At 40.1% G+C, this 22,206-nt stretch carries 18 protein-coding genes and 1 rRNA gene; 10 read left to right on the top strand and 9 right to left on the bottom strand.

Translation table 11 applies throughout. The features are described 5' to 3' along the window. The first annotated feature begins 18 nt into the window (after positions 1 to 18). The 8 genes from VCM39_RS03215 to VCM39_RS03180 all read left to right on the top strand — a co-directional run bounded on the left by VCM39_RS03215 (position 19) and on the right by VCM39_RS03180 (position 12,928). Complete coding sequence (locus VCM39_RS03215) at positions 19 to 3,597, top strand: SusC/RagA family TonB-linked outer membrane protein (protein WP_322934210.1); 3,579 nt, start codon at positions 19 to 21, stop codon at positions 3,595 to 3,597. Positions 3,598 to 3,621: 24 nt separating this feature from the next. Beyond that, complete coding sequence (locus VCM39_RS03210) at positions 3,622 to 5,187, top strand: RagB/SusD family nutrient uptake outer membrane protein (protein ID WP_322934209.1); 1,566 nt, start codon at positions 3,622 to 3,624, stop codon at positions 5,185 to 5,187. Between the two features lie 36 nt (positions 5,188 to 5,223). Beyond that, entirely contained in the window at positions 5,224 to 6,096 is an 873-nt protein-coding gene (locus tag VCM39_RS03205; RefSeq protein ID WP_322934208.1) for a putative zinc-binding metallopeptidase, read from the top strand. 11 nt (positions 6,097 to 6,107) lie between these two features. After that, the gene (locus tag VCM39_RS03200; RefSeq protein WP_322934207.1) at positions 6,108 to 7,373 is read left to right on the top strand and encodes a DUF4302 domain-containing protein; all 1,266 of its coding nucleotides are present in this window, start codon (positions 6,108 to 6,110) and stop codon (positions 7,371 to 7,373) included. Positions 7,374 to 7,379: 6 nt separating this feature from the next. Further along, entirely contained in the window at positions 7,380 to 8,408 is a 1,029-nt protein-coding gene (locus VCM39_RS03195) for a BACON domain-containing protein (protein WP_322934206.1), read from the top strand. A gap of 218 nt (positions 8,409 to 8,626) precedes the next feature. Beyond that, a complete protein-coding gene (locus VCM39_RS03190) occupies positions 8,627 to 11,713 on the top strand; it encodes a T9SS type A sorting domain-containing protein (RefSeq protein WP_322934205.1) in 3,087 nt (1,028 codons plus the stop codon). A 403-nt stretch (positions 11,714 to 12,116) separates the two neighbouring features. Next, positions 12,117 to 12,362, top strand: a complete 246-nt coding sequence (locus VCM39_RS03185; RefSeq protein WP_025868121.1) for an RNA recognition motif domain-containing protein — start codon at positions 12,117 to 12,119, stop codon at positions 12,360 to 12,362. 74 nt (positions 12,363 to 12,436) lie between these two features. Then, the gene (locus VCM39_RS03180; RefSeq protein WP_221649793.1) at positions 12,437 to 12,928 is read left to right on the top strand and encodes a GNAT family N-acetyltransferase; all 492 of its coding nucleotides are present in this window, start codon (positions 12,437 to 12,439) and stop codon (positions 12,926 to 12,928) included. Here the strand turns inward: VCM39_RS03180 and lptB are convergent. After that, positions 12,925 to 13,689 (bottom strand): LPS export ABC transporter ATP-binding protein, encoded by a 765-nt coding sequence (gene lptB / locus VCM39_RS03175; protein ID WP_002562379.1) that lies wholly within the window; start codon positions 13,687 to 13,689, stop codon positions 12,925 to 12,927. The two genes, VCM39_RS03180 and lptB, sit on opposite strands and share 4 nt — an antisense overlap. 75 nt (positions 13,690 to 13,764) lie before the next feature. Here lptB and VCM39_RS03170 point away from each other — a divergent pair, with 75 nt between their 5' ends. Further along, a complete protein-coding gene (locus tag VCM39_RS03170; protein ID WP_002562380.1) occupies positions 13,765 to 14,508 on the top strand; it encodes an MlaE family ABC transporter permease in 744 nt (247 codons plus the stop codon). Beyond that, positions 14,505 to 15,275, top strand: a complete 771-nt coding sequence (locus tag VCM39_RS03165; RefSeq protein WP_221649794.1) for an ABC transporter ATP-binding protein — start codon at positions 14,505 to 14,507, stop codon at positions 15,273 to 15,275. Before VCM39_RS03170 ends, VCM39_RS03165 begins: the two co-directional genes overlap by 4 nt. A gap of 222 nt (positions 15,276 to 15,497) precedes the next feature. On the opposite strand, the gene VCM39_RS03160 is transcribed toward VCM39_RS03165, so the two are convergent. From VCM39_RS03160 to rrf, 8 genes are all read right to left on the bottom strand, one after another. Further along, positions 15,498 to 16,145, bottom strand: a complete 648-nt coding sequence (locus tag VCM39_RS03160) for a response regulator (RefSeq protein WP_221649795.1) — start codon at positions 16,143 to 16,145, stop codon at positions 15,498 to 15,500. A gap of 83 nt (positions 16,146 to 16,228) precedes the next feature. After that, positions 16,229 to 17,542 carry a ribosome biogenesis GTPase Der gene (gene der, locus VCM39_RS03155; RefSeq protein ID WP_291583201.1) on the bottom strand — a complete coding sequence of 438 codons (1,314 nt, stop codon included), beginning with the start codon at positions 17,540 to 17,542 and terminating at the stop codon, positions 16,229 to 16,231. Positions 17,543 to 17,589: 47 nt separating this feature from the next. Next, positions 17,590 to 18,471: a GTPase Era gene (era, locus tag VCM39_RS03150; RefSeq protein ID WP_221649797.1), complete on the bottom strand. Its 882-nt coding sequence runs from the start codon at positions 18,469 to 18,471 to the stop codon at positions 17,590 to 17,592. Positions 18,472 to 18,558: 87 nt separating this feature from the next. After that, positions 18,559 to 19,563, bottom strand: a complete 1,005-nt coding sequence (locus VCM39_RS03145) for a beta-ketoacyl-ACP synthase III (RefSeq protein WP_002562386.1) — start codon at positions 19,561 to 19,563, stop codon at positions 18,559 to 18,561. A 104-nt stretch (positions 19,564 to 19,667) separates the two neighbouring features. Beyond that, positions 19,668 to 19,853, bottom strand: coding sequence for a 50S ribosomal protein L32 (rpmF, locus tag VCM39_RS03140; RefSeq protein ID WP_002562387.1), 186 nt, complete (start codon positions 19,851 to 19,853; stop codon positions 19,668 to 19,670). A gap of 13 nt (positions 19,854 to 19,866) precedes the next feature. Next, positions 19,867 to 20,448 carry a YceD family protein gene (locus tag VCM39_RS03135; RefSeq protein WP_221649798.1) on the bottom strand — a complete coding sequence of 194 codons (582 nt, stop codon included), beginning with the start codon at positions 20,446 to 20,448 and terminating at the stop codon, positions 19,867 to 19,869. Positions 20,449 to 20,604: 156 nt separating this feature from the next. Then, entirely contained in the window at positions 20,605 to 21,750 is a 1,146-nt protein-coding gene (locus tag VCM39_RS03130; RefSeq protein ID WP_221649799.1) for a sensor histidine kinase, read from the bottom strand. A gap of 282 nt (positions 21,751 to 22,032) precedes the next feature. Beyond that, positions 22,033 to 22,143 (bottom strand): 5S ribosomal RNA (gene rrf, locus VCM39_RS03125). Positions 22,144 to 22,206 lie beyond the last annotated feature (63 nt).

The raw sequence follows: 22,206 nt of genomic DNA, 5'->3' as shown, positions 1-22,206 counted from the left end.
ACATTTTAAACGGATGATATGAGAAAACTATTATTAATCATGCTTTTATGTTGTAGCATCGGAACCTTTGCACAGGAACAAAGGGTCTCAATGAGTATGCACAATGTTACGGTAAAAGAAGCCCTTAAAAAGCTGAAAACGCTTACATCTTACTCCCTGTGGTGCAGTTCTTCTGAAATGGAGTTAGAAAAGAAAATCAGCGTGGAGGCGCAAGATAAAACGATCAATGAGATGCTGGACATTATTCTTACCGGCCAGCAACTACAGTATGAAGTTAAAAATAAAGTAATACAAATCTACAAGATGGCCCCGGTACAGGCTCCTGCACAGGAAAGTAATATTATAACCGGTATCGTTCTATTCGAAGAAGACAACGAACCTGTTGTAGGAGCATCCATTAAAGTAAAAGGTACCACAATGGGGACAATTGCCGACATAGACGGACGTTTTACGTTGAAAGATATCCCTCAAAACGCACAAACACTGATCGTTTCTTATGTCGGAATGAAAGATAAAGAAGTAGCCATCAAAAGAGGTACCCCATTAAAAGTGACATTGGCTTCAGACGTACAGACACTGAATGAAGTAGTCGTAACGGGTGTACAGAAAATGGACAAACGGCTGTTTACCGGAGCTACCGATCAACTCAGTGCTTCGAATGTTAAACTGGATGGTGTACCAGATATAAGTCGTTCGCTGGAAGGACGTTCCGCAGGTGTATCTGTGCAAAATGTATCAGGTACCTTTGGTACGGCGCCTAAAATTCGTGTTCGTGGTGCTACTTCTATTTATGGTAGTTCCAAGCCTTTATGGGTAGTAGACGGGGTCATCATGGAGGATGTAGTAGAAGTAGATGCCGACCAGTTATCCTCAGGAGATGCCACCACGTTGATCAGTTCGGCTATATCAGGCCTGAATGCTGATGACATCGAAAGCTTTCAGATATTAAAGGACGGTTCTGCCACCTCTATTTATGGGGCACGAGCCATGTCGGGAGTAATCGTGATCACTACCAAGAAAGGAAAAGCAGGCAGTAGCCGGGTTAGCTATACAGGTGAATACACGATGAGATTAAAACCGGACTACTCACAATTCAACATAATGAATTCACAAGATCAGATGTCTGTCTATCAGGAGATGCAGAAGAAAGGGTGGTTGAACTTCTCCGAATTATCTAATGCCAGTGAAAGCGGAGTCTATGGAAAGATGTACGAGCTACTACATACATACGACCCTGTTACCCAACAATTCGGTTTATTAAATACACCGCTGTCCCGTGCCAATTACCTGCGTGATGCAGAAATGAGAAATACCGACTGGTTCGATTTGTTATTCAATACCAATGTGATGCACAATCATTCCGTCAGTATCTCCTCCGGTAACGACAAGACTTCTTATTATGCATCATTGAGTGCTCTGGTAGATCCGGGATGGACTAAAGACAGTAAGGTAAACCGCTATACAGCCAACCTGAATGCCACTTACAACATTCTGACAAACCTGAGCCTGAATCTTATTTCAAGCGGTTCGTACCGAAAACAAAAAGCCCCAGGCACATTGTCACAAAGTACCGATCCCGTTTCAGGAGAAGTAAAACGTGATTTTGATATTAACCCTTACAGTTATGCCCTGAACAGTTCACGGGCCATCAGTGCCACCGAATACTATACCCGTAATTATGCTCCTTTCAATATTTTTCATGAACTGGAGAATAATTACATGGATATCAACGCATCCGACCTGAAGGTACAGGGAGAATTGAAATGGAAAATACTGCCCAACCTGGAAGTCACCGCATTAGGTGCCATGAAGTACTCATCAACATCGCAAGAACATATTATCACTGACTTTTCCAATCAGGCAATGGCCTACCGGGCCATGCCCACTTCCAGCATCAGAGACCAAAACCCTCATTTATACCGTGATCCGGACAATCCATACGCACTGCCTATCAGTATACTCCCGGAAGGTGGTATTTACGAGTGTTCGGACTTCCGCATGTTAGGATATGATTTTCGCGGTACAATCTCTTATAATAATGTATTCAAAGAGAAACATATCGTGAACTTGTTTGGCGGTATGGAATCAAACTATATTGACCGGCAAAGAAAGTGGATACGCGGATGGGGGCTTCAGTACTCAATGGGTGAAGTACCGTTCTATGCTTATCAGGTATTTAAAAAAGGTACCGAAGAAGGCACTGATTACTATTCAATCGTAAAGGGAAGGGTGCGTAACATTGCCTTCTTCGCCAATGCAACCTATTCTTATAAAGGAATATACACCCTCAATGGTACGATTCGTTACGAAGGTTCCAATACGCTGGGAAAGACACGCTCGTCCCGTTGGTTACCAACATGGAATATATCGGGGGCATGGAATATCCATGAGGAAGAATTTTTCAAAGACTGGGAACCGGCTCTATCTCATTTATCGCTTAAAGCATCTTATAGCTTGACGGCAGACCGTGGTCCCGAAAGTGTAACAAACTCTACAGCCATCTTATCCGCTTATAAGCCCTGGAGACCAACAGCCTCTACAGGTGAAATGGGATTGCAGGTAGTGGATCTTGGAAACTCTGATCTGACTTATGAAAAAAAACATGAGCTGAACATAGGAGTTGATGTAGGATTGCTGGACAATCGTATCAGTGTTGCAGTAGACTGGTATCAGCGTAACAACTATGACCTCATAGGACCGGTAAGTACTCAGGGAGCCGGAGGCGAGATTTTGAAAATGGGTAATATCGCCGAGATGAAATCCAATGGTGTAGAGTTCACTCTATCAACAAGAAACATCCAGACTAAAGATTTTAGCTGGACTACCGACTTCATCTATTCTCATACCCATAACGAGATTACCAAACTAAAATCAAACAAGACACTGATGGGGCTGGTATCCGGATATGGTTTTGCCAGAGAAGGTTATCCGGTACGTTCTATCTTCTCTATTCCATTTCAGGGATTAAACAAAGATGGTATACCTACTTTCCTCAATCAGGACGGACAGATTACAACAACAGATATCAACTTTCAGGAAAGTAAAAAACTTGATTTCCTGAAATATTCGGGAGCTGCTGACCCAACAGATCTGGGCAGTTTCGGGAATACATTCGGCTATAAAGGGGTTAAACTAAACTTATTCATCACCTATTCATTCGGCAACGTGGTGCGTCTGGACAATGTTTTCAGTTCCAGTTATTCCGACCTCACCGCTACTCCAAAAGAATTCAAAAACCGCTGGATGGTGCCGGGAGACGAAAAGTTTACTAATATACCCGTAATAGCCAGTACGCGCCAAAACAGACTGGATCCTTATTTAAGCCGGGCCTACAATGCTTACAACTATTCTGACATGCGCATTGCTGACGGTGGATTTATCCGAATGAAAGAAATAGGCTTGTCTTATGATTTCCCAAAAGCATTGATAGCCAACTGGAAACTGAACAGCCTGTCATTGAAACTACAATGTACGAACCTCTTTTTGATATATGCCGATAAGAAACTGAACGGGCAAGATCCGGAATTCTTTAATTCAGGTGGTGTAGCAACCCCAGTGCCACGGCAGTTCACTTTGACATTAAGACTTGGAATGTAACAATAACCACTAAATAAAATCAATATGACACATATATATAAATATATTCCGGTTATCATCTTACTATCAGGAAGCATCTTAGCTTCGTGCGATGACTTCCTGAGTGAGGTTCCGGACAACCGTACAGAGGTCAACACAGAAGCAAATGTAAAAGCGCTGATAACTTCAGCCTATCCCGAAGCCTCAGCTATGTTCTTAGGGGAATACTCTTCTGATAACGTAGACGACTATGGCCCCAGTAATCCCTATACCTATTTATTCATTGAGCAAATAGCATATTGGAAGGATGTTACAGAAACGAACGGACAAGAAGATCCGTATGCCTTGTGGAGCCGGTCATATAAATCAATCTCCGCAGCCAATCAGGCACTGGAAGCCATAGAAGAGATGGGAACTCCTGCCAGTCTGAAACCATTCAAGGCAGAAGCCCTGCTATGTCGGGCATATGCACACTTCATACTGGTCAATATTTTCTGTCAGCACTACACTGAAAAGTATGCAACCACAGACTTGGGTATACCTTATGTAAAGGTACCGGAAACCCAGCTGATAGTAGAATATGACCGTATCACAGTGGATAGTGTCTATAAAGAAATCAACAAGGATATAGAAGAAGCACTTCCCATGATCAAAGACGCGTACAGTGTACCCAAATATCACTTCAACACCAAGGCAGCCTATGCATTTGCCGCACGTTTCAACTTATATGCCGGGCGCTGGGACAAAGTGATAGAATATGCAGATAAAGTACTAACCTCCAATCCCGCAGTTATGATGAGGAATATGGAGGCACGCGCCAAAATGACAAGAGACGAAGATGTATATACCAAAGACTATATCAAACCGGAATATAACTGTAATCTGATGTTAATGACTTCACTATCACAGGCGGGAAGATACTTTGGCCCTTACTTTAATATGTCGCGTATTACACACGGAGCCCTCATTGCCGAATATGAAACATTAAAGGCCGACGGACCATGGGGAAGATATACCAATTACCATGTCCTCCCATTCATATACCAGGGAAGCAATCTTGATAAGACACTGACAATGAAGTTACCATTCTTGTTTGAATATCTCGATCCCGTTGCAATGATAGGCTATCCACACACCGTATACACAGCCTTCAGTGCAGAAGAGACTTTACTGGCAAGAGCGGAAGCATATATCATGAAAGAGAAATATCAGGAAGCTGTCAGAGACTTCAATATCTGGATCAAAGCCAATACAAAAAGTGCTTACGTATTAAAAGAAGAGGATGTAGAGAAATTCATTAATCCTATTTCTTATTATGAACCGAATGCACCAACGCTAAAGAAAAAATTGAATCCCGGCTTCACTGTCAAAAGTGGGAAGCAGGAAAGTTTCATCCAGTTTTTACTGTTCGTTCGCCGTATACAAACAATTCATGAAGGATTGCGCTGGTTCGACATCAAACGATATGGCATAGAGGTAGACCGGCGTGTAGTCAGTGCCAACGGGAAAGACGTCACCATAGCAGACCAATTGCTTCCCCGCGACCCACGCTGTGCCATACAACTTCCGCAGGAAGTCATCAATGCCGGGCTTCCGGCCAACCCGAGATAAACACATTCGTTACAACAAAAATAAAAACCTAAGAATATGAAAAGTAAATGGATATTCCTGATTCCTGTCATAGTAGGCTTTATAGCCTGCACTGATGACGAACCGGACAAGAACCATAGTATCATTACCGTAGAAACCGGTGAACAAAATGAATTTGACGGATGGTTGTTAAACAACTATATATATCCTTACAACATCGAGTTCAAATACCGGATGGAAGATATTGAATCGGATATGGACTATACATTGGTTCCAGCAGAAATGAAAAAGTCAGTACAATTGGCCAAGCTCATCAAACATCTTTGTATTGAAGCCTATGATGAACTGGCTGGTCCGGATTACATCCGAAACTATTTTCCCAAAGTAATTCATATCATAGGCAGTTTTGCTTTTCGCAACAACGGAACATTCGAACTGGGTACTGCCGAAGGAGGTATGAAAATCACTTTATACGGAGCTAACTACATTGATCCGACCAATATCAACCTACTCAACGAATGGTACTTTAAAACCATTCACCATGAATTTACGCATATCTTTACTCAGACCAAAGAGTACACAAGCGACTTTCAGTTAATATCCGGTATATCGTATGTGGGCGATGCCTGGAATGATTATTGGAGTAGTGATGCAGATGCACAAAAAGCCGGTTTTGTCAGCCAATATGCCAGTAAAGAGGCCAACGAGGATTTTGCCGAGAATGTATGTATCTATCTGACTCAATCTTCCAAACAATGGGATGCCATGTTGACCGGAGCCGGAACAGCCGGAGCCGAAATTATAAAACAGAAATTTGAGGTTGTATACAACTATATGAAAGAAAACTGGAACATCGACCTGAATCAGCTTAGAGACATCGTGCAACGCCGCTCTTCTGAGATAGACAAACTCGATCTGGAAAACTTTTAAACAGAACAAAAATGAAAAAAATAGTAATCATATTATTATTGCCGCTTCTATTAGGCTCCTGCTTTAAAGATAACGAAGATATCTTCGACAGTCCGGCCGCCGAAAGAATCGCACAGGCATTAAGGGAATATCAGGAAGTATTGGTGAGTTCTGAATACGGATGGTCTATGGAATACTATCCGCAAGGATCACAGGCTTACGGAGGATATATGTACACGCTCCAGTTTACCAGTTCAGAAGTAAAAGTCAGAATGGATTTATCTCCCGGAAAAGAAGAGAGCAGTCTGTGGCGTTTAATATCAGATAACGGTCCTGTACTTACTTTTGATACTTATAATTCATTGCTACACTATTTCTCTACTCCATATTCTGATCTCTATCAGGGGTTGGAAGGAGATTACGAATTTATATTAATGAGTAAAACCGATACCCAAATCATATTACAAGGCAAAAAGACCGGAAACAAAATCGTAATGAACAAACTGACTGTACCCGCCAAAGAGTACATGGACAAAGTTGAGTACACAAAAAAGAATGCGATAGCCCCTATTTATAAAATGAATGTCAATGGAGAGGAAGTTTCCATAGAAAAAGGTGCCAACCGCACTTTCACTCTAAATTATGAAGATGGGGGAAAAGCTATTTCTACAGAAGTACCCTATATCTACACAGACACAGGTATCCGCTTTTATCAACCGGTCACTATTTTAGGAAGCTCTATTGAAAGTATGCAATATTCGGTTGAACAAGATATATTAAGTACAGACAATGGAAACGCCCAAATTGGTTTTGAACTAATGAAAGTGAATGAGTTCTTTGCCCAATCAAAGGCTTCCTGGTATTTTTCTCCGGACGAAATGAGTGATTTCGTTCTGACTTATTGGAAATATACAGATCGCCAGCTTGCTACCAACTTCGCAGAAGCTACTACCGGATTATCTTTCATATATCTGGGATACTACAAAGATGAAAACACTTATGCTGTAGTAACCGGTGCCACCCGGGTAGACAATTCTTCTATCGCCTGGTGGAGCTATTATTCATTCGATTTCATTCCGGTAAAGAATACGGAAAATGAAATAGAACTCGACTTTACGAATAAAGGCTATATCAACGGAGGTGCATTTTGGACAGGTGGATATCAGGAGTTTGTCAGTATTATTACAAACTATAGTCCTTATATCATGGAAGCTGATAATCCCAAATATCCGACAAAAATTAAATTCACAAGTATTGATAAACCAGAAGAGATGTGGTTCACCGTCTCAGCTAAATAAAGAGTTATGAAAAAATATTTTTATCTGTGCTTATTTATGCTTTGCATACTAAACATGGGATGCAATGATAATGAAGAGGAGAATTCCTCCCCTACTTTCAAAGTGATCAGTGCCAGTACCAGCCTGCCTGCTATCGGAGGAACGGGTGAGATTGAATTATCAGTGGTAGGAGACTATGTGGTGACTTCTACAGAAGAGTGGTGTACACCTGCTCTATCGGGAAATAAAGTACTCCTGACAATCTCTGCCAATGAAGATATTACCGGAAGGAATGCTTTGATAAAAATCAGTATGGGAACAGAAAGTACTGTTGTCCCCGTCACACAGTTAGGAGCTATTTTCTCCACCAACTTTCCTGCTTTCTATAATTTCTCTACAACAGGAGAGCGAAAAGCATATTATCTGAAAAGTAACTTACCATACGAAATAAAATACGATTCTAAATGGTTATCACATAAAGTCGAAGGCGATTCCGTTATTTTCACTTCCATTCCGTACGAAGAAGGAACATTGACCGAAAAAGTCATCCCGGTCACTATCAAATGTGGAAAAACACAACAAACTTATTCTTTCTGCCAAACCATCTATAAGGATTTTCAGGGAAAATATGATATCAGCTATATAGATAAAACCAATAAAACCGTATCGCATACAGCTCAATTATTAAAATATCAACCTGATAAATATGTGATGATTGATGGTCCGATGTCTGGTGCGCAGTTCGTTGTAGACTATGATAACGGCAAACTAATCATCGCTGCCGGGCAGTATTTGGGAACTTCAACACCTTTGTTTGTATACAATTGTGTATTGGCCGACAATGACAATATCACATGGGATAAAAGCAGCCAGTGTATGGCTATCCCGGAAATACGTGACGGAAAGGTAAGACTGTCATTCAAAGACAATGACACATTCCCAGGCAACAAGGTCATAGGATTATATTTCGCAGGATTCTCCACCAAAGAGCCTTCGAGCGGTAGTTATGCCGGAGGACTGGATCGGGCTATAGACATAGTTATGACGAAGCAATAACGTGTAAGTAGTATTTCAAATTTAGTCCATACTATGACAGCGTTTTATTGAAACGCAAATAATCGCAGATTTTCGCAGATTAAATGGCTGCGCTATACTTGAGCGATGATATGCTTTGCGTGAATCTGTGAGTTTCTGCGTTTCAATAATAATATCATATAATGATGAACGATTACTTATTTCAATTTATATATAGTATTCATTAAAAAATTTGTATTATGGGAAAGTATTACTTTTTTGCGATTCTGCTATGCAGTCTGGCTTTTTCGTTAAAGTCTCAGGCAGCAGGATTCAGCGGTGGTAAAGGGACGGAAACCGAACCTTATCTGATCAAGACAGCTCAGGATCTGGAAGATATGGCAGATGCCATCACTAAGGACAACCAGTTTGCAGATACTTACTTCCAACTTGCTAACGATATCGAGTTGGAAGGTACTCAATTTTCAATTGGGAGTAAATCAATTCCATTCAAGGGGAGTTTCGACGGAAATAATAAGACGATTAGTAATCTGATTGTTTTCCCAAGTGGGCAAAACGGTGCAGGACTTTTCGGAGGTACAGATCTTAGTGCTGTCATTAAAAATCTGACATTAGCTTCTGCACGTATTGTATCCGTAGGAAGTGAAGAGGCTTATTATGTGGCAGGAATTTGCGGATACAATAAAGGAAAAATAAGTAATTGTATCGTTAAAAACTCAACGATTCAGGGAAGTAAATACGTTGGAGGCATTGCAGGCAACAATATAGGTGGGAATATCGAAGATTGTAATTTCTCCGGAAAAGTGTCCGGTGGCTGGTGGATTGGAGGTATCGTCGGAGGAATGGACAAGGAGTATTCCCTGAATACATGCGGAAACATCACGAACTGTTACAATACCGGAGAGATATTTGGCGTGAAACACGTGGGAGGAATTACAGGCGCCTTTAATAATGCAGGCTCTCTCAGTCAATGTTACAATATGGGGAGTATATCAATTTCCGGTGGTAGCGAAATGGGGTACGACTACGAGACAGAGGCTGGCGTAGGCGGTATCGCAGGATTTATTGCCAGTAATGCCGTTATAGAGAAAAGTGTCAACTTCGGAAAAGTAGAGAGCATACAGAGTGCCACTTCTTCTTATGTGGGTGGTGTTGTAGGACGTTGCTATTCGGCAATAGTGCAGAAATGCTATAATACAATGCCCTGCAAAGGAAACAACTATGCATATGTAGGAGGAATAGTAGGAAGCTATGCAGGAAGCAGCAAGTTAGAATCATGCTACACCATAGCTGGCGGACAAAGTGACTATAAAGCAGGTATGATTACCCCTGATCCGGGAAGTAGCCTGGTTGCCAGTATAAAATCTTGCTTTTATGATAAACAAATGCATCGTCCTACCGGAGGTCCGGGTGAAGGAACATTAACCCAAAATATGATCGGGAAAACCTTGAAAGAAGCACTTGGAACAGAAGACTGGATTTATGAAGAAGGTATGTATCCACGCTTGAAAGGGATGGAGACAATCCCTAATGCGATATTAACAGCTTCACCGGTTATTTGTTACTCTAATGCTGATGGCAGTGAATTCGATAGATTAGACTATTTGGCACACTCTATCAGCATACCTACAGGAAATTCGTTAAGCTGGAAAGTAGATAATACCGAATATCTGAAAATAGAGAATAATCAGGTAACTCTTTTAAAACGCCCGACAGACGAATTGGTATCTGGTACACTAACAGCTTCTTTGGGAGACATGAATTATAGTTATCCTCTGAGTATTACAGCCGATTTAGGAGGCGACGGTTCAGAAGGTAATCCGTATCAAATTAAAACAGCCAAACAATTCAGCTACTTTGCAACAATGGTTGCAGGAGGTGAAACTTATGAAGGCAAGTACTTCAAACTGATCAACGATTTGGATATACAGGGAAGTAAATCTACCCCTTCAACACCTGTAGGTGCTAAAGATAATCCATTTCAGGGAACATTCGACGGAAATAAAAAAGTAATCGACAATTTTTACTATTCTACTGAAACAACAAGTGCCGCCGGATTATTCAGCTATGTAGGTATAAACGGAACTATAAAAGATCTGGCACTCGGGGCAGGTTCCTATATCAACGGTTCAATGTCAATCGGAGGGATCGTTGGTCAGCTTGGAGGAGTTGTTTGTAATTGCAGTAACTACGCCGCGATTTTTGGTATAACAGGTGTTGGCGGCATTGCAGGAGGTTCCGAATACGGAGCTAATAATGGTAAAATATACAACTGCTATAATGCAGGTAATATCAACTCAACCCGCGGAAATGTAGGTGGTATCATGGGAAATAACTCAGCTTTGAGTATCAATAAGTGCTATAACTTCGGTTACGTGCTCGTTGATGGAACGGGCACCAATCCAACACAGGCCGGAGGTATCCTGGGGTATACCTCAAAACCAGTTTCCGATTGTATCAATTATGGGGTAGTAGCCCACTTATTTGTAGACCCTACCACAGGAAATACTAAATCGGTAGCCGGAGGTATCATAGGTAGAACCGGAGGAAGTAAAGCAGCACCTGCCATCATAAAAGACTGTATCAATATAGGTAGTGTTATTGTCACAGCACGGGGTGTAACCGGAGCCATCGCAGGTACAATGGCTGCAAGTGATATTCTGGAAAATTGTTATTATGACTCTCAAATGTGCACAAACGGTTTAGTTGCTGAAGGAGCAACCGCAATATCAACTCTTAACCTTACTAACGGGACAGCGCTTAAAGATATGAGTGCCGATACATGGACATTTGCCAATGAACAATATCCTACCTTGAAAGATTTTGCTGAGACCGATGCTGCCAAACTTGCTGCAACCCCGGTTTATCTGGCCACAGGCAATAATTTCAGTACAATAAGCAAAAGCTTTAAAGTAGGAGGAAACAATGAAACTGTCTGGACTTCAGACAATGCCACAGTAGCTGCAATCAATGGCAAAGAGGTTACAATTACACTTCCGGATGAAACTACCCAATGCAATCTGACAGCAACCTACCAAAACAATAGTAAAACCGTATGCCTTTTTGTACTCGACAAGGAAACAGGTACAGGTATTGAAAAGATGGCAGTACAAACAGTATTCACTGTTTATACCAACGGAGAAATAGTGACAGTAGAAAATGCCGCCAACACTTACATTTGTATCTTTGATGCCACCGGAAGGATTTGCCTGCAGAAAGAAATTACAAATAACATAGACAATATACAGATACCTTCTGCCGGATTATACATTGTAAAAATCACAAAAGACCAGGTATCCTATGCAACAAAAGTTGTAATCGAATAATATTCTCTCTCTCTTTATCTAACAAAAAAGAGAAACCACCTAAAGATATCTGTATAAAAACAGGTCTTTAGGTGGTTTTATAAACTATCCGGAACTAATTTTCAGCAAATCCTTGTTATCGGAAAAAGCCCCTCTAAAATACACCAATTTATACTACAAGACGAACAAAAGCACAGTATATCATCACATTAACAGCAAAAAAACACAAGAAAAATAATTGTATTTTCATTTTTTATGTTTTTCTTTGTTACGGAATGATGATGTATTAGTTTCTCGATTTCTATTACAAGGCTTTACTTCGTTTGAAAAACGCATTTGTAAACTCTCTGTCGTTTTAATCTTTTTATTATCAATCATCTTCCTGAGAGTTTTATTTCATTATTTATTTTTTATCATTTTCACTATGAACATTTATGTTGGAAACCTTAACTACCGCGTTAAGGAAGCAGATTTGCAACAAGTCATGGAAGACTACGGAACAGTATCTTCAGTAAAAGTTATTATGGATCGCGAAACCGGCAGATCAAAAGGTTTTGCTTTTATTGAAATGGAAGACGATGCTGCTGCTTCAAAAGCTATCGCCGAACTGAATGGCGCAGAATACCACGGTCGTACAATGGTGGTTAAAGAGGCAAGACCCAAATTCTAACAAAAGAAAAAAAGAAATGGCCTTCCGATATACTTAATTTTGTCGGAAGGTTCTTTTTTGTTATATTTGTCTGTATGAAATATCCACAAGACATGGTGATAGAGGAAATCACTGAGAATAAAGAAGCTTTCATCGAATTACTGCTAATAGCAGATCCTTCAGTAGACATGATAAATAAATATCTCAGCAAGGGGCATTTATTTACTATGCAGGTAAAAAAAGAGATTGTATGCGCAGCCGTAGTTGTATCAGATGGCTCCACTGCAGAAATTAAAAATCTGGTTACGCATCCCGATCATTTAAGAAAAGGATATGCCAGCCGTATGATTTCATTTATTTTCAATTATTTCAAAGAAATTCCTGAAATCATTGTTGGTACAGGAAGTACCGGTATCCCTGAACGGGAATTCTACCAATTGGCATTCTACCGGAAATGCGGTTTTGTTGATTCACACATTATCAGAAACTTCTTCGTTGACAACTATCCCGAACCTATATTCGAAGACAACGGCGAACAATGTATAGATATGATTTATTTGAAGTACCTCCCGAATGAGAAAGATTAATCTTTCTCTAACTGGAAGTCTTTACGACGAAGCACGAAACTGTTACTCAGATATTTTTCACGAACAATCTTATTCGCTGCAAGTTCCTCCGGAGTTCCCTGAAAAAGGATCTTTCCTTCAAACAGAAGATAGGCACGATCCGTAATACTTAACGTCTCCTGCACATTATGGTCAGTAATAAGAATACCGATGTTCTTGTCTTTTAGTTTCCATACAATTTGCTGAATGTCTTCTACTGCAATAGGGTCAACTCCGGCAAAAGGTTCATCAAGCATAATAAATTTGGGGTCAATAGCCAGACAACGAGCTATTTCCGTACGACGGCGCTCTCCTCCCGAAAGTTGGTTACCTTTATTCTTACGCACTTTCTGCAAACGAAACTCAGCAATCAGACTTTCCAGCTTTTCTTTCTGATATTCTTTCGGTTTGTTTGTCATTTCAAGCACAGAAGCAATGTTATCTTCCACACTCATCTGACGAAATACGGAAGCCTCCTGTGCCAAATAACCGATACCGGTTTGCGCACGCTTATACACCGGATATTTTGTTATTTCAAGATCATCGAGGAAGATACGGCCCTCATTAGGAGTAATCAGGCCCACGGTCATATAGAATGAGGTAGTCTTACCAGCACCGTTCGGTCCCAGCAAACCTACGATTTCACCTTGCTTCACATTAATGGAAACATGGCTAACCACAGTTCTCTTACCGTACTTTTTTACCAGGTCCTCCGTACGAAGCACCATCTTGCTTTCTTCCATATCTTTGTTATTTTGCGGCAAATGTAGCAAAAATAAGCCGAAAAAACGTACATTTGCAGACAAATATACGAAGTTATGATCAAAGCATTAAGAACGGTTGGAAGATATATGGTGCTGATGGGGCGCACTTTCTCACGGCCTGAACGTATGAGAATGTTCTTCCGTCAATATCTCAATGAAATAGAACAGCTGGGTGTGAACTCTATCGGAATCGTACTGCTGATTTCATTTTTCATAGGAGCGGTTATCACCATACAAATCAAGCTGAATATCGAAAGCCCCTGGATGCCTCGTTGGACGGTGGGCTACGTAACCCGCGAAATCATGTTACTGGAATTCTCCTCCTCCATCATGTGTTTGATACTGGCAGGTAAAGTGGGCTCTAATATTGCCTCAGAATTGGGAACAATGCGTGTAACACAACAAATAGATGCTCTCGAAATAATGGGAGTTAACTCTGCTAACTACCTGATACTTCCTAAAATAGCCGCAATGGTAACAACCATTCCGATTCTGGTAACGTTTAGTATTTTTGCTGGTATTATCGGTGCCTTTGCCACCTGTTGGTTTGGGGGCATTATGACGGCTACCAATTTAGAGTATGGTCTGCAATATATGTTCGTAGAATGGTTTGTGTGGTGCGGTATCATAAAATCACTATTCTTTGCATTTATCATTGCCAGTGTATCTTCTTTCTTCGGCTATACAGTAGAGGGTGGTTCGATAGCCGTAGGAAAAGCATCTACAGACTCTGTGGTTTCCAGTAGTGTACTAATCTTATTTGCCGACCTGATATTAACTAAACTTTTAATGGGATGATTGAAGTAAAAAAGCTCTATAAGTCATTCGAGGACAAAACGGTACTGAAAGATATCAATGCCACCTTCGAAAATGGAAAGACCAATCTGATTATTGGTCAGAGTGGTTCGGGAAAGACTGTATTGATGAAATGCATCGTTGGTTTGCTTGTCCCGGAAAAAGGAGAGTTACTATACGACCATCGTAACTTTCTAACCATGGGAAAGAAGGAAAAAAAGATGCTCCGACGGGAAATGGGAATGATATTCCAAAGTGCTGCCTTATTTGACTCCATGTCCGTGTTGGACAATGTGATGTTCCCGTTGAATATGTTTAGCAATGATACGGTACGGGACCGCGCCAAGCGTGCAATGTTTTGCCTGGACCGTGTAAATCTGACAGAAGCTAAAGATAAATATCCGGGAGAAATCAGTGGAGGTATGCAAAAACGTGTAGCTATTGCACGGGCTATTGCATTAAATCCCCAGTATCTATTTTGTGATGAACCCAATTCTGGTCTTGACCCCAAAACCTCATTGGTAATTGACGATCTTATACATGACATTACCCGCGAATATAACATGACTACTATTATCAATACACATGATATGAACTCCGTTATGGGTATTGGGGAAAAAATTATTTATATCTATGAAGGTACAAAAGAGTGGGAAGGTACAAAAGATGACATTTTTACATCGACCAATAAACGTTTGAACGACTTTATCTTTGCTTCCGACTTGCTTCGTAAAGTGAAAGATGTAGAAATACAAAACATAGAAGGTTAAATAGCACAATGCATAGTATAGAAAAAGGGCGCACTCACTTCAGAATGCGCCCTTCTTAATTGTAAAAACCAGTTAATAGAATTGACATATATCATCACGACATATTGACTGTCCCTTTTCTTTATAAAACTCTAAAAGAGAGTATTTCAATTACCGCTTCAAAGATAGTCGAAAATTCACACAGAAACATCACCGAAAACCGTGACAAAAGAAAAAATCTGTTTACAAAACATTAATCCATCCTTGTGCCATTGCCTTTACTACCATATCAATAGCATTCTTTGCATTAAACTTCTGAATCAGCCTCCTACGAAATGTTTCAACTGTATTCTCCGTAATCTGCAATCGCCCTGCAATCTCATGTGTACAGAGTCCCTCAGCCACCGCCTGTAATACTTCTATTTCACGTTTAGTAGGCACATCTTTAGGATGTATTTGTGAAGATGTATGTCCCAGTTTCTTACGTATCCCCTCAAACCGTGGACAAGTATAAGCTTCGCCTCGTAGTACACTCTTCACTGCATTTTCTATTTCAATTGAATCTGAAGCCTTTAGAATTACAGAATTTACCCCTTGCCGTACAAGCCTGTTAATATACCATATTTCTTCATGCATCGTATTTACAATAATACGCGCATCCTCATTGAGCTCACGAATCATATCTATCAATTCAAATCCAGATACATCGGGAAGCCCAACATCCAAAATATAAATATCATAATCACGCTCGGCTATTAATCCAACGGCTTCCTCACCAGTTGTTACAGCGTCTGCTACTACAACTTCCGGAAGCCGTTTAAGAATATGACATATCCCTTCCAGGATTAATGCATGATCATCAACCAGCAAAATCTCCGCTTTCTCTACCATACTATTTTATTGTCTGTTGCTATTTTTGACAAATATAAATATTATCATTAGAAAAATGAAGATCTTGCATTATTTATTTCATATTATTTCTGACGAATATAAATATTTACAGGAGTTCCAGTCAGATTCCACTTCTCACGCATTTTGTTCTCAAGGAATCGCTTATATGGTTCTTTAATATATTGCGGCAAATTAGCAAAAAACACAAAAGAGGGTACTTGTGTATTAGGCAATTGAGTAATATACTTAATCTTTATATATTTCCCTTTTATTGCGGGAGGCGGATAAGCTTCTATCAATGGAAGTAATTCTTCATTCAAACGCGCAGTAGGTATCTTTATAGTCCTGTTTTCATAAACAGCGCGTGCTTCTTCAAGTACTTTTAAAATACGCTGTTTGGTCAATGCAGAAGCAAATATAATAGGAAAATCCACAAAAGGTGCAAAACGAGTACGAATCGCTTCTTCAAAAGTTTTCATTACTTTCGCTGTTTTGTCCTCTACCAAATCCCACTTATTCACAACTACTACAAGTCCTTTCTGATTCTTCTGGATTAAAGAAAATATATTCAGATCCTGACTTTCTATACCACGGGTTGCATCAACCATAAGAATACATACATCCGCGTTTTCTATGGAACGGATAGAACGAACAACCGAGTAATATTCCAAATCTTCATTGACCTTATTTTTCTTACGAATACCCGCTGTATCAACAAGATAAAAGTCGAAACCGAACTTATTATAACGGGTATAGATTGAGTCACGAGTCGTACCGGCTATTTCAGTAACAATATTACGCTCTTCACCAATAAAAGCGTTAACAATAGATGACTTTCCTGCATTCGGACGGCCTACTACAGCAAAACGAGGAATATCGTCATCCAGAATCTCAGCTGACTCCTTCTTAAATTTACTAACAATAAGGTCCATCAGATCCCCTGTACCACTACCGGTCATAGCCGAAATACAGTAAGGATCACCTAGTCCCAGACGATAAAATTCAGGAGCATTATACTGTAATTCATGATTGTCCGTTTTATTGGCCACCATAATTACCGGACTTTTCGCACGACGTAAAATCGCTGCTACTTGCATATCCAGATCAGTAACACCATTCATCACATCCACCACAAACAGTATTACATCAGCTTCGTCAACTGCCATCAATACCTGTTTACGAATTTCTTCTTCAAATATATCATCCGAGTTGACAACCCAACCGCCGGTATCAACTACTGAGAACTCACGTCCCAGCCATTCCGACTTGCCATATTGTCTGTCACGGGTTGTACCCGCTTCATCATTCACGATTGCCTGACGAGTCTTTGTCAAGCGATTAAATAAAGTTGACTTTCCCACATTGGGACGTCCAACAATTGCAACTAAATTTCCCATAGTTCACGTGTTGTTTTTGCGACTATCACAGTCGTATGAATATTTTCTTAATCCAGCTGATAGCCAAAGTTACGCAATTCCTTGTCCGAACTACGCCAATCTTTATCCACCTTTACATACGTCTCCAGGAAGACAGTTTTCCCAAAGAAACGTTCCAGATCCCGTCGAGCTTCAGTAGCCACTTTCTTCAAAGCTTTTCCCTGCTTTCCGATAATAATCCCTTTTTGAGAGTCTCGCTCCACATAGATTATCGCACGGATATGTATCATCTTCGCCTCTTCCTTAAACTCTTCCACGACAACCTCTACTGCATAAGGTATCTCCTTGTCATAATACAGAAGAATCTTCTCACGAATAATCTCGTTTACAAAAAAGCGAGCCGGCTTATCAGTCCATTGATCTTTTTCAAAATAAGGCGGAGAATCCGGCAGCAATTCCTTTATTCGCTTCATCACATAATCCACATTGAATTTTGATGTTGCCGAAATAGGAATAATCTCTGCTTGCGGAAGTAAATTAGTCCAGTCTTCTACAAGTTTAACAAGCTTCTCCTGATCTGTTAAATCTATTTTATTAATAAGTAGCAACACCGGAACTGTCATCTGACGCACCTTCTCAACAAACTCATTATTTTTATCAGGAGTCTCTATCACGTCTGTCACATAAAGCAATATATCTGCATCCGTCAATGCTGAAGTAGAAAAATTCAGCATAGACTCCTGCAATTTATAGTTTGGTTTCAGAACTCCCGGAGTATCGGAAAAAACTATTTGCATATCATCCGTATTATAGATCCCCATAATACGATGACGAGTGGTTTGTGCCTTAAAGGTAGCAATAGAAACACGCTCGCCCACTAACACATTCATCAACGTCGACTTTCCGACATTCGGATTACCTACTATATTTACAAAACCTGCTTTATGCATCGCCTTTCATTTATTGATTTAGACAAAAAAACGCATCGAATCGAAATAAGATGCGTTTTATGTGTTATATTTTAGTAACATTTGTTACTATTCCTTCTTTCCATCATAACCCCACTTCACATAAACAGCTCCCCAGGTAAAACCTGCACCGAATGCAGTAAAGATTAAGTTGTCACCTTTCTTCAGTTTATCTTCATAATCCCAGATACAAAGAGGCAAAGTACCAGCACTGGTATTACCATATCTGTCTATATTGATTAAAACCTTTTCAATCGGAAGCTCCAAACGATGAGCCACTGCGTCAATGATACGCATATTAGCCTGATGAGGAATAACCCAATTAATATTGTCTTTGTTCAGACCATTCCGCTCAGCAATAGCAGCACAACTATCAGACATGTTTGAAACAGCATATTTAAATACAGTTCTACCTTCCTGATAGATATAATGCATATGGTTGTCTACAGTAAAATAAGAAGGGGGGCAAACAGAACCACCAGCCTTCATATGGAGAAACGGCAAACCTTTACCATCTGTTCTCAACAGAGAATCCATAACACCAAGCTCTTCAGTAGTTGGTTCCATCATAAAAGCAGCTGCACCGTCTCCAAAGATAGGACATGTAGCACGTTCCGTGTAGTCCACCATCGATGACATTTTATCAGCTCCCACAAGAATCACCTTCTTATATCTTCCCGAACGGATATAATTTGCTGCAGTTTCTATTGCAAACAAAAAACCACTACAAGCAGCTTGTAAATCAAAAGCAAATGCATTTTTTAATCCGAGTTTATCACAAAGAATAGAAGCAGTGGAAGGAAAGTGATAGTCAGCTGTAGTAGTAGCAACAATAACCAAATCAATGTCATCAGGATTAGCACCAGTCTTCTGCATTAACTGTCTGCAGGCTTTACGAGCCATATAAGAGGTACCTAATCCTTCTTCATTCAGGATTCGTCTTTCTCTTACCCCGATACGAGTCATAATCCACTCGTCGTTTGTATCTACCATCTTTGATATCTCGTCATTAGTCAAGACATAATCAGGTACATATCCGCCGACTCCTGTAATTACTGCGTTTATTTTTTCCATCAATTCAAATTTAATTTAGCAATACTTATAATACTTAAAGCAGCCCGAGAGCAAGCTCCCTGGCTGTTTATTTAAGTATAAGTCTATTCAGACTGTACCAGAATTTATACAGCTGCTTCTTTTTCGATAGCGAGTTTACCTCTGTAATAGCCGCAGGCGCCACATACAGTGTGATAAACGTGCCATTCTCCACAATTTGGGCAAATAGCCAATGTAGGAGCTACTGCCTTATCGTGAGTTCTTCTCTTTGCAGTTCTTGTTTTTGATTGTCTTCTCTTAGGATGTGCCATTTTTCTTTAAACTTTAATTATTATCTAATATTTTTTTTAATTCATTCCATCGAGGATCTATTTGCTCCTCTGTCTCTTCTTCCACAACAATATCATTTCCTCCGACAGATTCATATGAATCTTCGTTGTCATCATCAGCATTGGTTCTTAAATGTTTACTTAACTTACTTGTTACCGCTTTATTACATTTTCCGGGAGCATGTACATGCTTCATCGGAATAGATAAAGCTATAAATTCATACATAAACCATGCTACATTGATCTCTCCTTCTTCTTCAGGAATCACAATAAGGTTATCACCTTCTTCTGCATATTCATGACCAAATTTCACCATCAACTTATCAGAAGAACTAACAGGCTGTTCCATTTCATCCAGACAACGGTCACACGGCACCCATACCATACCATCGGTCTGAAAACTCAGTTCAAAAGCACGAGATGTTCTCTTTACAGTTAATTCCACATTAACCTTACCTTTCTGAACCTCAGGGCCATCAATGTGAGTGAAATAAAGATTATCCAGTACAAACTCATACTTAACAGAGTCTGACTGCATTCCTTTCAAATCAATTTTGTATTTATCAAACTTTCCCAAAGCTTTACTTTTTTAATCGTTGCAAAGGTACAAAAAAAGCCTAAATATTCTGTTCTTCACCAGTTATTTTCCGATTTAGGACAATTAGATGGACAGAATTCGGGCGACAAAGATACAAATAATAATCCTCATAACACACAAATCATCAGTAAATATTCACTTTTTAAGTTCTATTCTAAATACTGTACCTTTATTTAATTCCGATTGTTTCACAAAAATACGTCCGGAATGATACTCCTCGACGATTCTGCGAGCCAATGACAAGCCAAGCCCCCATCCTCTTTTTTTAGTTGTATAGCCCGGTGTAAAGACTGTTTGATGCTTACTTTTTATAATTCCTTTTCCCGTATCCTCCACATCAATGTACCAGCGATTTGAAGAGTTCGTGACTGAGATGGTAATTCTTCCTACACCATCCATAGCATCTATCGCATTTTTACACAAATTTTCTATTACCCAGCCAAATAAAGAAGCGTTCAAAGGAAGAGTTACTGAGGTTTCTGGCAAGTGAGTAACAATTTTCACTTTATCTGAGGTACGGCGTGCCATATATTCGGTCACCTCTTTTAATAGTATCCGCAAATCAACTTCCTCCATTTCTGGTGCGGAACCAATTTTAGAGAAGCGATTAGCAATCATCTGTAAACGGGCTACATCTTCGGCCATACAGGGAATAAGACCATCCGAAGGGTATTCACTCTTTAGTAACTCCGTCCAGGCCATAAGAGAAGAAATAGGAGTTCCCAGCTGGTGAGCCGTCTCCTTAGAAAGGCCAACCCAAACTTTATTCTGCTCAGCCTTTTTAGAACTAAGTAAAGCAAAAATAGCTACCAATACGAATATCAGAACAACTCCCAACTGCACATAAGGATAAACAGAAAGGCGAGTCAACATCAGGGAATCTTCATAGTAAACATCTATATAATCACTCCCTGGAGACAAATTAATACGGATCACACTTCCATATTGCTTCAAATGTTCCAACCGTTTATATAAGAAAGAAACAGAGTCATTGGAAGCAACGTCTATATTACGATAGGTTTGGATATCTCCTACCTCGCCTGCTACAATTACAGGAATTGTATTATTAGCATTTAATACCTTCAACACCAGATTAAGGTCTGTCTTTTCATCAGCTGTATTAAAAGCGCGCATGGCCTCCGCCCAAACCTCCATCCTAAGCCTTTCTTCCATTGAAAGATCTCTAACCAGCTGATGAGAAATGTACAAAGAAGCCACGGCTATAACTACAGCAGAAACAACCAATACAACCTTTATACGTCGAATATCAATAAATTGCATATAAATATAGATTTACTAATATATAACGTCCTATCGCTCTTTATATTGTGCTTCCCGCACGGGTAGTTTTCTCCAGGCGGTGTTTACTTTGGTTCACCACAGAGTGGCACAGAGTTTCACAGGGGACACAGATGACACACAGCGATTTACATTCGCATTTTTGCGAAAATCTGCGCTAATACGCGTTCCAATAAAGATTAAAACTCTCTGGTAAAACAAAAAAAAATCCCCCTGCATCCACCACAACCACTCAATCGGTCGTAAGATACAAGGGGATTCAAAAAACGGCGACTACCTACTCTCCCACTGTTACGCAGTACCATCGGCGTGATCAGGCTTAACTTCTCTGTTCGGAATGGGAAGAGGTGGAACCCTGATGCTATAGTCACCTAAAGAAGGTAGACATGTGTACAAAAAGTAATTCAGTACTAAACGAACTAAACGTATATATAAACC

Source organism: Bacteroides mucinivorans (assembly GCF_034654355.2).
Classification (GTDB): Bacteria; Bacteroidota; Bacteroidia; order Bacteroidales; family Bacteroidaceae; genus Bacteroides; species Bacteroides nordii.
Note: the sequence above shows the minus strand (reverse complement) of the source record. Positions and strands in the feature narration are given on the sequence as shown.